Source organism: Chryseobacterium balustinum (genome assembly GCF_900168205.1).
Classification (GTDB): domain Bacteria; phylum Bacteroidota; class Bacteroidia; order Flavobacteriales; family Weeksellaceae; genus Chryseobacterium; species Chryseobacterium balustinum.
Map to the genome: position 1 here is coordinate 24938 of NZ_FUZE01000021.1, position 14295 is coordinate 39232.

The 14295-nt window shown below is 35.0% G+C and carries 10 protein-coding genes; 3 read left to right on the forward strand and 7 right to left on the reverse strand.

Features of this window, described 5'->3' with window-relative positions; all coding sequences use genetic code 11:
• Positions 1-174: 174 nt before the first annotated feature.
• The gene (locus B5X64_RS17975; RefSeq protein ID WP_079466556.1) at positions 175-1914 is read right to left on the reverse strand and encodes a thiamine pyrophosphate-dependent enzyme; all 1740 of its coding nucleotides are present in this window, start codon (positions 1912-1914) and stop codon (positions 175-177) included.
• A 289-nt stretch (positions 1915-2203) separates the two neighbouring features.
• On the opposite strand from B5X64_RS17975, the gene ku reads away from it, so the two are divergent.
• From ku to ligD, 3 genes are all read left to right on the forward strand, one after another.
• Positions 2204-2989: a non-homologous end joining protein Ku gene (gene ku, locus B5X64_RS17980; protein WP_079466557.1), complete on the forward strand. Its 786-nt coding sequence runs from the start codon at positions 2204-2206 to the stop codon at positions 2987-2989.
• 2 nt (positions 2990-2991) lie between these two features.
• Entirely contained in the window at positions 2992-3594 is a 603-nt protein-coding gene (locus tag B5X64_RS17985; RefSeq protein WP_079466558.1) for a DNA polymerase ligase N-terminal domain-containing protein, read from the forward strand.
• Between the two features lie 77 nt (positions 3595-3671).
• Positions 3672-5549 (forward strand): DNA ligase D, encoded by a 1878-nt coding sequence (gene ligD, locus B5X64_RS17990; protein ID WP_079466559.1) that lies wholly within the window; start codon positions 3672-3674, stop codon positions 5547-5549.
• Between the two features lie 296 nt (positions 5550-5845).
• Here ligD and B5X64_RS17995 read toward each other — a convergent pair whose 3' ends face one another.
• The 6 genes from B5X64_RS17995 to B5X64_RS18025 form a co-directional block, all read right to left on the reverse strand.
• On the reverse strand, positions 5846-6052 hold the full coding sequence (locus B5X64_RS17995) for a hypothetical protein (RefSeq protein ID WP_123920821.1): 207 nt from the start codon (positions 6050-6052) through the stop codon (positions 5846-5848).
• A 69-nt stretch (positions 6053-6121) separates the two neighbouring features.
• On the reverse strand, positions 6122-7486 hold the full coding sequence (locus B5X64_RS18000) for a S41 family peptidase (protein ID WP_079466561.1): 1365 nt from the start codon (positions 7484-7486) through the stop codon (positions 6122-6124).
• A gap of 16 nt (positions 7487-7502) precedes the next feature.
• Complete coding sequence (locus B5X64_RS18005; protein ID WP_079466562.1) at positions 7503-8243, reverse strand: hypothetical protein; 741 nt, start codon at positions 8241-8243, stop codon at positions 7503-7505.
• A gap of 145 nt (positions 8244-8388) precedes the next feature.
• Positions 8389-9303 carry a T9SS-dependent choice-of-anchor J family protein gene (locus B5X64_RS18010; RefSeq protein ID WP_079466563.1) on the reverse strand — a complete coding sequence of 305 codons (915 nt, stop codon included), beginning with the start codon at positions 9301-9303 and terminating at the stop codon, positions 8389-8391.
• Positions 9304-9374: 71 nt separating this feature from the next.
• A complete protein-coding gene (locus B5X64_RS18015; protein WP_079466564.1) occupies positions 9375-10685 on the reverse strand; it encodes a hypothetical protein in 1311 nt (436 codons plus the stop codon).
• A gap of 303 nt (positions 10686-10988) precedes the next feature.
• Positions 10989-14273 (reverse strand): TonB-dependent receptor domain-containing protein, encoded by a 3285-nt coding sequence (locus B5X64_RS18025; protein WP_079466566.1) that lies wholly within the window; start codon positions 14271-14273, stop codon positions 10989-10991.
• Between the last annotated feature and the right edge of the window lie 22 nt (positions 14274-14295).

The window sequence follows — 14295 nt, forward strand, 5'->3', positions numbered from 1 at the left end:
AATAGGTGAAAAAAGTTTCAATCAGTAATAATTAACTTAGGTAAATCAGAATTTATCCACCAAAATAAAAACTTTAAACTAAAAAATAAGTCATAAAATTTATTTTATCAATAAATAATTATGACTTATTCTAATTTATAGAGATAAAAAATACTCATTAAATCAGGTAGAGTTTTAAATAATCTCCCCAATCTGGCTTATTCCTGTCTTAACTGAGTTTTTGACTTCATCAAACTTACCCATTCCTATTTTTTTAACTAAAGATGCAGCAAATCCCTTCATTTGTTCAAAAGTTACGTGAGGAGGCATTGCTAAAGTATCAGGATCAGTATAGATATTTACCAATACCGGTCCCTTATGTTCAAATGTTTCACGGATAACGTCTTCTGCTTTTTCAGGATCTTTTAGTTCAATACCTTTGATATTCATTAACTCTGCGATTTTATCAAATGGCGGATTAATCATATCAGTCTGCCAATCGACATAGCCTGCGACTTCCATTTCAAGCTTCACCATGCCGAGAGAATGATTATTGAAAACAAAAATCTTGACAGGATACTGATATTGCATAATGACTGCTAACTCGCCTAAAAGCATAGACAATCCCCCGTCACCACTCATAGCTATGATTTGTCTGTCGGTTGTTGATGCAGCAGCACCTATTGCCATCGGCAAAGCATTGGCCATTGATCCGTGGTTAAATGATCCTGTTAAGTAACGATTTCCTTTAGCACGGATAAATCTGGCTGCCCATACTGCTGTCATTCCTGTATCAACTGTATAAACCGCATTTTCAGAAGAATAATGATCGATTAAGGTAGCAATATATTCAGGGTTAATCTTAGACTCAGCCCCTTTTTTTTCTGCGTAATCACTAAACTTTTTTTCATCATCATTATAGATTTTCTTCATTTTTCTAAGAAAAGAATCATCCGATTTAGACTCAACAAACGGTAATAATGCTGTCAATGTATCTTTAATATCTCCTGCATAACCGTAGTCAACGTGTGCACGTCTCCCTATCCTTTCAGGCTTTTCATCAATCTGAACAATAGTCTTATTTTCAGGTAAAAATTCCGAATAAGGAAAATCAGTTCCTAATAACACTAAAACTTCTGCTTCGTTACAGGCCTCATATCCTGATTTATTACCTAAAAGACCATTCATGCCAACTGCAAAGGGGCTGTTTTCTCTGTCAAAGAATATTTTCCCTCTGAAGGAATAGACGATAGGAGCATTTAATTTACCTGCCAATTCCTCAACCTCATTCAATGCACCTTTACAGCCATGCCCACAGAAAAATACGATTTTCTTTTCCGAATTCATCAATTGTATCAACTGTGACATTTCGGAATCTGAAGGTCTGAATATCGGTGTAGTATTAAAGCTTTTATATCCCGTTGAAACTTCTTCATATTCTGCGGATGCCACATCACCCGGTAAGCCTAAAACCGCAACACCTTTTTCATTAAGTGCAGTCTGTATGGTACGTTGAATCATAGTACCAAACTGCTTTGGTGTATTGGCCATAAAAACTTGCTTACTACAGTCTTTGAAGAGGAATTGAGGATTGGTCTCCTGAAAATATTCAGTTCCGAATTTCTCTGTTGCACAAGTGCTTGCAATAGCGATGACGGGATTGCCTGATCTGTTTGCATCATAAAGACCATTGACCAGGTGAACATGACCGGGCCCAGAACTGCCCATGCAGCAGCCAATACCATTAAGTTCTGCGTCCATCGAAGCTGCATATGCCGCGGTCTCTTCATGTCTTACATGAATCCATTCAATCGTACCATCTCTTCTGATAGCATCATTAACCGGATTTAGGCTGTCTCCTGTGATGGCAAACACTCTTTTAATACCGGCACTTTTTAACATTTCGACCAAATGGTCTGATACATTTTTAGCCATATAATTTTTTTTATAATTATTAAAACCCTTTATAAAGACAACTGCTTCTTATCCAAAGTTTGGCGTCAAAAGGAATACCAAATGAAAAAAGTAAGCTTAAAAATGGTTTTCACTTAGTTAAATTTTTATAACGTGATTTACATTTTCACGAAACAAGATGTTATAGAATATAACTACTGCAATGATCATTCGTGAGGTACTAAAATATAATTATTTAGCAATAGCAATCTATTTACATGCTTAGCTCTTTATGGCATATTGATTGCAAGTTTTAGAGAAAAGTAAGGCAATGAAAGCAATTTGGAACGGTGCCATTGGTTTTGGCTTAGTTAATATTCCTGTAAAGATTTATTCTGCGACAGAAACCAGCAAACTCGATCTCGATATGCTGGATAAATCTGACTTTTCTAATATTAAATTCAAAAGAGTTAACGAAAAAACAGGCAAGGAAGTAAAGTGGGCAAACATTGTAAAAGGTTATCTGATGGATGACAAATATGTTGTTCTTGAAGATGAAGATTACGAAGCCGCAAGCCCTGAGAAAACTAAAATTCTTTCTATTGAACATTTCGTAAAAGAAGCCGAAGTAGATTCTGTTTATTTTGAAACTCCATATTTTCTTGAGCCACAGAAAAATGGAGAAAATGCTTACAGACTTTTAATAAAAGCTTTGCAACAAACTAAAATGGTCGGTATCGGAACTTTTGTTCTTCGCGACAGTGAAGCCATCGGAATGATTCGTCCGTACAATGATGAGGTTTTAGTTTTAAATCGTTTAAGATTTGATCAGGAAATCAGAGATTATAAACAACTGAAAATTCCTGCTAAAAAAGCTCCCAAACCTGCCGAATTGAAGATGGCAAAAAATCTTATCGAGCAGCTTTCAGAACCTTTTGATCCTACATTTTACAAAAATACGTATTCCGCTGAACTGCTTAAAATTATTAAGAAAAAAGCCAAAGGCAAAACTGTAAAGCTTAAAAAATCAGAACATGCAAAACAAGGCAAAGTGATTGATTTGATGGCTCAGCTGAAAGCAAGTTTACAAAGTCCTAAATCTAAAAACGCTTCGTGATTATGGCACTTAAAGATTACAATGATAAAAGAAAGTTCGATGAAACTACCGAACCCAAAGGAAAAACAAAAAAAAGCGAAGACCAGCTTATTTTTGTGATTCAAAGACATGCTGCATCACGATTACATTACGATTTTAGGTTGGAAATGGAAGGTGTTCTGAAAAGCTGGGCAGTTCCGAAAGGCCCATCATTAAATCCCGAAGACAAACGTTTGGCGATGATGGTTGAAGATCACCCTTACGATTATAAAGATTTTGAAGGGAATATTCCTGAAGGAAATTACGGAGCCGGACAAGTCGAAATCTGGGACAGTGGAACTTATGAACCTTTAGATGAAACCAGTAAACTTTCTGATGAAAAAGAATTGTTGAAAGAATTGAAAGCCGGTTCTTTAAAATTTATTCTACACGGCAAAAAACTGAAAGGAGAATTTGCTTTAGTAAAAATGAAAAATGCAGAAAATAACGCTTGGCTTTTGATTAAACACAAAGATAAATTTGCGGAAGAAAAATATGATGCTGAAGAAAACATTGCCAAAAACTCTCAGGTTTCAAAATTTTTAGAGGAAAAAAAAAGCCTAAAAAGCAGCAAAAAGAAGTCATAACTTCTGAAACAAAGCCAAAGTTTCAACGGTTCAATTCTTTAGTTGATGAGAAAAAACTTGAGAAATTCATCAAACCCATGCTCGCAAAATCTTCTGATGAAGCGTTTGATCATGAAGACTGGATTTTTGAAATCAAATGGGATGGTTATCGTGGTGTAGCTGATTTAAGCAAAAAAAATCCATTATTCTATTCCCGGAACGGCATTTCTTTTCTGTCTAAATTTGACACCATTGCCGAAGATTTCAGTCAGCAAAAACACAAAATGATTCTTGATGGCGAAATTGTCGCTTACGATGAAAATGGAAAACCAAATTTCCAATTATTACAACAAATCGGTGACAATCCAAATCTGGCTTTAACGTATCAAGTTTTTGATCTGCTTTGGCTCAATGATCATTCTACCGAGGAACTGCCTTTAATTCAAAGAAAAGAGCTTTTAAAAGACGCTTTAATTGAAACAGACCTGATCAAATTCTGTGATCATGTTCCTGAAAAAGGAATTGCCTTTTTTAATCAGATGAAAAAAATGAAGCTGGAAGGAATGATTGCCAAGAAATCGGACAGTATTTATACCGAAAACAGCAGAAGCTCCGATTGGCTTAAAATAAAATTTACAAATACTGAAGAAGCGATAATCTGTGGTTTTACAGAACCAAAAGGTTCCAGACAAGGTTTTGGAGCTTTGATTTTGGGAAAATATATCAATGGAAAACTAATTTATTCTGGACATACCGGAACGGGATTTAATAATGAATTGCTGAATGATCTTCATCAAAGGCTGAAAAAATTAGTCATAAAAACTTTGCCATTTGAAACCATTCCTAAAACGAATATGCCGGTAACATGGACGAAACCTGAATTGGTTTGCGAAATAAAATATTCTGAAATCACAAAAGACGGAATGTTCCGTCATCCTGTTTTTGTGGCAATCCGGGAAGATAAAGATGCGAAAGAAATCAGTAATTCAGGTAAAAAACCTATTCAACAAACTACTAAATCTAAAAGTATGGCGACTAAAAAATCCATAGAAAAAACAGAAAGCGATCTTGAGAAAGACACTGAAATTACACTGAACCGTCATAAAATAAAGCTCACGAACCAAGATAAAATCTACTTTCCGAAAGATAAAATCAGCAAAGGCGATGTTGTGGAATATTATCAGTCAGTAGCAGAATATATTTTACCGCATCTGAAAAACCGTCCACTTTCTCTCAATCGTTTTCCAAGTGGCATTGATCATTCCGGATTTTACCAAAAAGACACTGGAGATTCTTTTCCTGATTGGATTAAAACAACAAAAGTTCATTCAGAATCTACCGATAAATACATCGATTACGCCGTTTGTAATGATAAAGCGACCTTAGCTTATCTGAATAATTTAGGTTGCATTGATTTCAATCCATGGAACTCTTCGCTTCCTGATCTGGAACATCCTGATTATTTGGTTTTGGATCTTGATCCTTCGAAGAAAAATAGTTTTGACGATGTCATTGAGACAGCGCAACAGGTGAAAGAAGTTTTAGATTTAATTAAAATAAAAGGGTATTGTAAAACTTCGGGAAGCACAGGAATTCACATTTACATTCCGATGGGCGGTGGTTACGATTATGATCAGGTAAAAGATTTTGCCCACATTCTGATGAAGCAGGTGAATGAAAAACTTCCAAAAATCACAACATTAGAAAGAAGTCTACAAAAAAGAGACGACAAAAAAATTTATCTCGATTATCTTCAAAACAGACAAGGACAAACTTTGGCGAGTGCTTACAGCTTGAGACCTAAAGAAGGAGCATCTGTTTCGATGCCGATTGAATGGAGCGAACTAAAAAAGGGTTTGAAACCTACCGATTTTACTATTGAAAACGCTCTGGAAAGAATAAAGAAAAAAGGAGATTTGTTTAAACCTGTTTTGGGAAAGGGAATCGATATGATGAAAGCGTTGGATTACCTATAACTCTATTTCTATATATACGATTATATATTAAAAATATTCATAAACATGATGAAACAACAATTATATAGGTAAATATGCAAAATCATCTATTTGATATAATATCTAAATTATATTTAATGTAAAACTGTTTTATATTTATCCTATGGAATTCTTAGATTTATATCCTTTTATTATTTACAAATTTCATTAATATTTAGGAAATGGTTATGTCCGTTAATATATAATTAAGCTATATTTTTTTTAAGTTTGTTTTGAGTGTTAAATTCCTTCATAGTTTTGTAATTCAAGTAAAACCATCACCTTTTTCTTGAATTTCTTCTTAAAATACGGATTTTTAAAGATAGCTGTACTTGTGCTTTTTTGTGACATTCTTTATATTTTTTTATGCTTTTTTCAAGTTGACTTTTATTTTTTAGATATTCTTCATAAAGATGACCAAGTTCAGAAACTTCATCAATATCAATGAGGCATTTAGAATCAGTATCTTTTTCTGATTCGATCAATAAGCAACGGTAATATTTAGCTCTTTCAATGAGACTATTATGAAATCTTGGCTCGATACCCTGCATATTTTATTTAAAATTTAATTTTGAAAGAACAGTAAAAGGACTATCACTTTGAAATAAGATTTTTATGCTTTTTGATTGAGCTTCGGCATTGACGGACTTTAAATAAATTTTATTCATCACAGAAGAAAGCAATATTTCATCAGGATCACCTAAAGGAAGTAATGGCAATGATATAAATTCGTTAATAGAAATTTGCGGAAAAATTCCGTTGTTATAATTACCTTCACCATTAGCATTGAATACTTTATAAATAACAGGATGCATCTGCCAAGTAATTTTTTTAGGTTTTCGCTTGTCTTCAATTACAAATCCGGCCATGTCTTTTCCTAATGTAACTTCACCCACCTGAATGACCTCTAGGTAAGGTTTAAGATTATTGATAACAATTTCAGACGCCGAAGCAGTACTTTTTGAGGTTAAAATATATACTTTTTGTAAACCAAGGGAATTGACCTGTAAAGCATTAAAATCAATCGCCTTGGGGTCATAAGCAATCTGCTGTGAAAAAGATCTTTTAACCTCGCCGCCGTTTTTATTTCCTTTATAGGTAATAAACTGAGAATTTGCAGAAATCCCCGCCGGAATCAACGCACAAAGTGCTGCAGCTGATGAAACAGAACCTCCGTAATTGTATCGAAGATCAAGAACCAAATCCTGTACTCCTGCACTTTTAAATTCTGCGAATTTCTGATTGAGAGCCTGGCTCATCCCATCCGGAAAATCATAGATATAAAGATACCCTGTTTTCTTTCCGTTTTTATCAAATATTTTAGACATCAAAGGTTGCTCAAAAGTATACCCATAATAGACTGTAATGTTTTTTTCATTAACAGCGGATCCGTTTTGCCAATTTCCTACAGTAAGCTCAATCACTGTTTTCTCGGCAATGGATGAGGTTAATTGTTCAGCATTAGAAGCGGTAATATTTTGCCCGTTGATTTTTTTGATGATCATTCCTCTTTCCAATCCGGCATTCTGAGCGGGAGAATTTTTTAAGACCAATTTTACTACCGTAACAATTTCACCATTTTCTAACTGTAAAACAGCATAATCAAAGCCGTACATATTTCTCACTGAACGAGGATAAGTAGATGCATCGCTTGTATTAACGATAAATGAAAAACGATCCTGAGGAAGCAGCAAACTTTTAAAAAATTCTTTTACAGGAAGATGATAATCGGGCTTTGCTGGCATATGATCTGCCCAATAGTAATATCGCCTCATACTGTCCTGAACCCAGACATTCACAGACTCGGTACTTCCTTCGGGAAAATTGGGCACCTCATCATCTGTGCGGTTACACGAAATGATCAAAAAAGATAGTGTAACTAAAGCCAGCAACTGAGTTTTAAAAAAGGTATTGCTCATAAAATTTAAAAATCATTTATAAATAATCAGCAACATCAATATCGCCTTTTACTACCAAAATCCCATTCTCCATTTTTTCCTGAAGAACGATCAAATTAGCACCAATATCCTGTTTTAAAGTTACTTTGATGATGCTTGAACCAGTGTAAGGATCATTAGTTCCAACTTTATACAATTCCAGATAAACAGGAGCCGTAGCGCTGAAAAATGTGTAAATTTTAACAGCTGTAAAATCTTTTTTTCCAATAGTATCAAATTCGGCAAGTACAGTTCCGTTTTCTCTCTTCAAAACACCTTTTACCCCTTCTAAAGATGCTCCCGAAAATTCACCAAGATTAGGGAAAATAAATTCGAAACCTACTCTACCCAAATTAACCTGAGGTTTTACAGCATAGGTCTGTAAATAAATTCCGGGTAGATTGAAGAAATACAAATCTTTGTAATCTAAAGCATTATCAAAATTGATATTGTATTTAGCGATCTGAGCTCCGGTTTGATTATTATAAATTCCAATTTCTTCGTTCTCTCCTTTGTCCACAACAAAACTGAGCTGAGTTTCTATTTTCTCAGTATAAGAAGTGTTTCCATTAACCAATATTGGCACTCCGTTGAGCCTCATCTGAATAACATCTGGTTTTGAGTATCCTTTAATATTTATCTGTGCTGCCCTCTGAATTTTATCATAAACTTCTAAAGAACTATTGTCTGTACAAGAAAAAAAGAGTGTAAATACAGCCAGTTCTAAAATATTTTTCATTTATTTAATTTTAAAAAAGTAAAACTGTTGATCATAAAAATTGCCTCAGCCCAAACATAAAAGCTGAGGACAATTGCTTAATTATAAAAAATTACAGAGGATATGTTTTAGTTTTCATGGTTATAAAGTTTTTATCAAAAGAAATTTATTTTTTTATAAATTTCAATCGCTCAGAGACCATTGCGTCTGATACCTCAACGATGTAATTACCTGCCGGAAATTCTGATACATTGATATTTTTAGAATATTTTGTTTTTAAAATCTGCTGACCACCCATATTATAAACACTTACTGTTGTGTTGTTTTCTTTTAAAGCCGCATCAAGTTTTATTTGTAATGAAGATGATACAGGATTTTCTATTATTTTACTTAATGCTTTTCCTGCTTTCACTTCTTTTGTACTTAAAACAGAAGCATAGATTGCCATCTCATCTATATTGATATTCTGAGAATTTGGTGCTCCTCCGGATGAAACTCTGTTTGACCAAAGCCCTATATAAATTTTCTTTCCTGCAAAAGCTGAGATGTTTACCAAAGATTCTGCAAACTGCGTAAGATCAGACGGAAGGTTATTTGAAGCACTAAATCTATATGCTGCACCAGTTCCACTTTGTGCATCAGCAGCTAACTGTTGAAAATCTGCAAGACCAGGAACGGGTTTCTGAGAGGTGCTTACAAAAATGTATAAATCTCTGCTTACACTTGCATGGCTAGACCTTTGTCTTCCGATATATCCTGCTAAAGTAATAGTTCCGCCAACATTCGTAAGGTCTATTTCCGGAGAAACTATCCAATCGTTTTCAGTTGCAAAACCTGTTGCATTTCCTGTAGGAACCAAATTGATAGAATGACGAAGAACACCTGCAGTTCCGTATGCTAATGAAGTTCCATTGTGATAAATATTTTGCCCTTGCATCCAACCGTTTCCATTTCCATTTGTATCATAGAAAGTCCATCCTTGTAAATCGTTTGGTGTTTCAAATGTATTCATCCAAACAGGAATTTGAGCAAATACCGCCTTCGATAAAAGTATTACAGATAATAAAATTATTTTTTTCATAATGCCAATTATTAATATTAAAAAAAGTAAAAGCAGGGAGTGTAAAAGCTACGTTCCCTGCTTTATAAGTATTAGTCTATTGTACCAAAATTATATTTTGTCCAGATACCGTCGTAGTTACCACAGTTTCTTGGAGACACATTCCAACCTCCGATGTTGAAAAATGGCTGGCTCATACCAAAAAGCTGAGCAGAAGCTCCTGTAAACAAGTTTCCAGAAGGAATTCCTACTGTACCAAGACCTGTAACAGAAGTTGTAAACCCATGAACTTTGATCGAGCTATAGATAGATGCAGAAGATAATTCTGAACCAGAACCTTCTACTCTTATCCCTGTAGGATATCCTGTAATAACAGCATCATTTAATGTCAATCTACCGTTTCTTCTTATATGAATTCCGTTTTCGTAAGCAGGACCTACATTTGGAACTGTAGAGAATACATTTGTACTTGGTCCTATGATGGTAAGGTTATTAATCACCGGGTGAGTAAGCAACGAAGTTGAAGTACCTGAAGCATTGTTATCTAACTCAATACCATTGGTGTCAGAAACTCCACCACTTGTTGTATGCGACGAGTTGGTATCTGCTAATGAAAGAGCACAAGTAATTGTACCTGTATATCCGTTATCAAAATCGAAATTATCATCTTCAGCAGCAAAAGAAATCAGGTTAGAAGCATTCACTGTTCCTCCGAAAAATTCAAAAGAATCATCCTGACCGAAAGAAACCTGAATATGATCTAAAGTAGTACCATTTCCAACACCAGCCAATGTCAAAGCATTAACTTCGTTACCAGAATTTGCACCTACAAAATCATACCCTGCAAACTCGATACGAACATACTTCATAATTCCTCCATCGTGAGCAGGATTTGATCCTCCAAAATAAAAATCGCTCCCCGTTAAACCTTCTACAGTAGTTGTTGTAGGAACGTTTGTAGGAGCATCTCCTAAGATTACTACTCCACCGAAATCTCCAGAAGTTGCTGTAGTATCTTCGTTTCCGTCTAATAAATTATAACTTGTAAAAATAATCGGTTGAGATTCTGTACCCGTTGCATTAATTTTACCAGATTTTGTAATGACCAAAATACCAGAACCTTCACCTATCGCATTAGGTTTAGCTTTAATAAACGTACCTGGCATAATAGTAAGCGTTGCTCCGTTTTTTACAGATACAATACCATTGATCTCTATCACTCCACTCCAAACAGTGCTAGAAGTGATGTCACCGCTAACGGCAGTTACAGGAAGAGCCGATGCAGTAAGATATTCAGCAGATGTAGCTTTCATGTTAAAAGAGTCTGAAGAATCTACTAAAGAATCATGTTGACAAGCAGTAAGAGAAAATGCTGCTACAGCGATTAAAGTTAATTTTTTCATTGTTAAAGTTTTTGTATCAAGCTTTTTGGTTACTATTTTCCGGCCTGATTTTTTTTTAAAAAAAATTTTAGAAATACCCGCCTCTGTATTTCAGCGATTTGGTTTTTATTACTCTGCGCTACAGGAGGAGCTATAACGATGAGTTCCCTTTTTTCTTTGCCAATGTTTGGGACAACAGATAGCATTGGTTTATTTTTCATGAATCTGAAACTGTGTTGCGCATTCATCAGTTATATTTTTGATTCATCACAGGATACCAAACCTGTACGTTTCACTACTGAGCTCTTTTCTTTATCTTTATAATTAAAAAGTATAGTTCACACTTACGCCGAATATTCTTCCACTGTAAGCACGAAATAAAATTTTATCAATGTTTTTATCATATTTATCGGTAGCACCAGGAAGAAGTTCCAGCATTTCTCTTTCCGTTTGTGAACTGCCACCTTTAGATACCGAATAAGAATTGAAATTATTATAAAACTCTTTCACTCTATTGAAAAGGTTTCTTGCATTAAATTTCACCTCTAAATTTCTGTTTCTTAAAAATTTGTACGAAAGCTGTGCATCTGCAACTGCATAAGGTCTTTGAATCTCTTCTCCGTTGTAACCATATCCTACAGTAATGTATTGCTCTCCTTTTGCATTATACAAAAGACTTATTCCCAATCTTTCACCATCATACATCAGTCCTAAATTATAAGCATAAGGAGTTTGCCCGTAAAGCGGTCTGTCTACCTCATAAGTATCATCAAGATCTGTGGTTTTAGTTCTGTCTTTAAAAGATATTACCTTGGTATCGTTATAGGTGAAGTTTCCGCTGATGAAGAGTTTTTCGAAAAAAGAATCTGCTGTGATAAATCCTAAATTTTTTCTTATCTCAGCTTCAAACCCTTTCAGCTCTGCATTTTTAGAATTTCCGTTGTAAAGATGTAAGTTTCCTTCATTTGAAATATACCCTTCTCTTTCGATGGGTCTGTCTATATTTTTGTAGTACAATCCGACTGAGAATATTTCACCTAAACCAGGAAACCATTCTAATTTAAAATCATAATTATTCACCACAGACGACACCATTTCTGTATTATGAATCAGTCCGTTCGCGATAGGATCAAAATAGGGCAATCCCGTTCTTTCGTTAAACTGAGGACGAATAACCATTCTATTGTAGGCAAGCCTCACATTGGTTTTACTGGTCGGGCTGTAAGTAAAATTGGCAGAAGGCATGAATTGCCAAGGTTTGTCCTCCACCGCTTCTTTGTAAACATTCTGTGGGTCATTGGGGTCTAATTGCTGTGAAATTAATTCATATTTAAAATATTCTGCCCTCAATCCCCAAACCAACCTAAATTTGCTTTTCCAGCGATTATCGAACATAATAAACCCGGCATGCTGCTCCACTTTACCTTTATATCTTTCGTCAGTGTAAAGCGGTCTTGTCTGCCATCCGATTCCACCTGGTACATAATGCGAACCATCCAACCATTCAGAAAGTGCACCCTGCAAAGCCATAAGATTGCTTCCTGTTACTTTTTCATCAACTCTTAACAGAAATTTTTGCTGAAAATTGGTATTGCTTTTAGATACCCCTGCATAACCGGCCTTTATATCATTTTTAAAATCTCCTAAATCTTTGCCCCATTTAAAAGAAGCACCATAATTATAATCTGTTTCTTTATTTTCTATATACCCTCTAGCAAAATCGCTTGAAGAGTTATTAGCTTCATGATAAGCTATAATTTCATTCCCGATGAAATTATAAAGCGTATTGTGCAATGTATAATCTTTTGTATCAGATGCTACACCCGTTCTTGCCGCAAACCAGTCTACCGCTACATTACCTATTTTATGACTTCCTTCTATTTTATTTTGTAAAAGAGTTTGATAAATCGGGTAATTGGCATTATTTGTATAAGGTCTGTCTAAAGTTTTTATCTGTTCGGGATCATTATTGGGAACAATTCCGTTATAGAAATAATTGTAAGCTAATTCTGCATTAGCCGGCAAACCACTTCCTGAAGTATATTCATTCCAGCCTGTAATTCTGGTCAAGGTATTGTCATAAATATGAGTATAAGAATTTCTGAATGAGAATCTATTTTTACCCAACTGCAATCCAAAATTCAACATTCCCGCAACCGTAGAATTATAATTATAAGAGGCTCCCTGGTTTTTAAAATTGTAAAATTCTACAGGATTTGAACCGGTTGTTTGCCAATCCGAAAGCAAGTAACTTGTGTCTAACCAGTTTCCTCTTCCTGTGTGATCGATCTCTAATTTATTTTGTTCGTTTCTTACAATTAAAGCTCCTGCAAATCCCCATTTGCTATTATTTTTAAGCTTATAATTTCTTCCCAACGCGATTTGAAAATTAGATCCCATATCTGCTTTTGTAGCATAATTGGTAAAATTATCATTCTTAAACTGTCTCGATTGTTCAAAGAACAAAGGGTTTTCCCAATTTGTAAATTTCAAACCCATAGGAAAGTCTCTCGTTCCGTCATCATATCCGAAGTAATCATATTTTCCACGTTTTCTGGTAAGAAATTCTTTAAAAGTTGTCTGGTCATTGTAGGAAGCCCCCATCGTCACCGTTGTAAAATTTTCATTGGGAATATCTTTAGTTTTAACTTCTACAAAGCCTCCTGCAAAGCTTGCATTCATATCCGGAGTGGCTGTTTTGCTCACGATCACACTTTCTACCATAGAATTGGGAATAATATCGAACGAAAAATTTTGGTTATAAGCTTCTGTACTTGGAAGGTTAATCCCATCCATCGCTGCTGTATTCCAGCGTTCTCCCATCGAGCGCACTACTACATATTTATTATCAATCGTAGTAATACCTGTTATCCTTTTCAGCGTTCCTCCCAAATCATTATCGGGGGTTTTGGAAATTTGTTCAGCCGAAATTCCGTCGCTCATCTGTGCTGCTTTTTTCTGTAAAGCCAGCAATCCTGCCTGTGTATCTGCTTTTCGAGTTCCTGTAATCACAACTTCTTTTATACTCGCGATCTTATCAGAAGCTGACCTCATAACAAATGAAACAGTGTTGGTTTCATTATTTACAATCGATAATTTTTCTACACGCAATACATTGTATTTCGGAACTTTCACGATTAAAGTATAAATGCCCGAAGGAATTTCTATCGAAAAATCACCATTACTATCGGTAACCGCATTCTTTCCAGCAATGCTTACGTCTGCACTGATCACAGGGTTACCAATTTCATCTACTATCTTCCCGGAAACTCTGCCGTCACCTAAAGCAGAGACATCAGACCCTTGATATTTTATTGAAATGAGATCTCCCCTAAGGCGATGCACAATAGGAAGACCACTTGTAATATCTTTCAAACATGCATTGACAGGAATATTGTCACATTTAATACTCTTTACTTTTAATTCTTTAATATCTGCTTTAGAATATACCAGTCTCATTCTGGTTTTTCCGGCAAATTCTTCCAAAACTTCTATCAGTGGTTTACCTCCCGGCGCAGAAAAAGATACTTTTTGAACTAATTCCTGGGCTTCTATTGTTACTGTAAGGAACAGAGCCGCAATTGTAAAACCACATTTCACACTTTTCATTTTACGTTTTCTTTTAATTAAA

Excerpts from the sequence above, each read along its gene's own strand:
- B5X64_RS18000 (WP_079466561.1), bottom strand. The coding sequence starts at position 7,486 with ATGAGCAATACCTTTTTTAAAACTCAGTTGCTGGCTTTAGTTACACTA.
- B5X64_RS18010 (WP_079466563.1), bottom strand. The coding sequence starts at position 9,303 with ATGAAAAAAATAATTTTATTATCTGTAATACTTTTATCGAAGGCGGTA.
- B5X64_RS17975 (WP_079466556.1), bottom strand. The coding sequence starts at position 1,914 with ATGGCTAAAAATGTATCAGACCATTTGGTCGAAATGTTAAAAAGTGCC.
- B5X64_RS18005 (WP_079466562.1), bottom strand. The coding sequence starts at position 8,243 with ATGAAAAATATTTTAGAACTGGCTGTATTTACACTCTTTTTTTCTTGT.
- B5X64_RS18015 (WP_079466564.1), bottom strand. The coding sequence starts at position 10,685 with ATGAAAAAATTAACTTTAATCGCTGTAGCAGCATTTTCTCTTACTGCT.
- ligD (WP_079466559.1), top strand. The coding sequence starts at position 3,672 with ATGCTCGCAAAATCTTCTGATGAAGCGTTTGATCATGAAGACTGGATT.
- ku (WP_079466557.1), top strand. The coding sequence starts at position 2,204 with ATGAAAGCAATTTGGAACGGTGCCATTGGTTTTGGCTTAGTTAATATT.
- B5X64_RS18025 (WP_079466566.1), bottom strand. The coding sequence starts at position 14,273 with ATGAAAAGTGTGAAATGTGGTTTTACAATTGCGGCTCTGTTCCTTACA.
- B5X64_RS17985 (WP_079466558.1), top strand. The coding sequence starts at position 2,992 with ATGGCACTTAAAGATTACAATGATAAAAGAAAGTTCGATGAAACTACC.